1 rRNA gene is annotated in these 230 nt (G+C 43.0%); it reads right to left on the bottom strand.

From position 1 onward, the window contains the following. Positions 1 to 170: 170 nt before the first annotated feature. A 16S ribosomal RNA gene (locus tag AAEZ03_RS29110) occupies positions 171 to 230 on the bottom strand; the annotation flags it as partial.

Below are 230 nucleotides of genomic sequence, written 5' to 3' on the forward strand. Positions count from 1 at the left end.
AAAGAACGATCTAATCAAAAGATCAGAAATCAACATTCACCATCGTTTGATGGAATGCTCATTTCTAAGCTTTACGACAGAAAAACCACAGAGTAACTCTGCAGTTATCGTCTTCTACAATGAATCAAGCAATTCGTGTGGGAACTTATGGAACAGCTGATGTCGTCGATTAAGGAGGTGATCCAGCCGCAGGTTCCCCTACGGCTACCTTGTTACGACTTCACCCCAGT

The organism is Pseudomonas sp. HY2-MNA-CIBAN-0224, assembly GCF_040310285.1.
Classification (GTDB): domain Bacteria; phylum Pseudomonadota; class Gammaproteobacteria; order Pseudomonadales; family Pseudomonadaceae; genus Aquipseudomonas; species Aquipseudomonas helleri.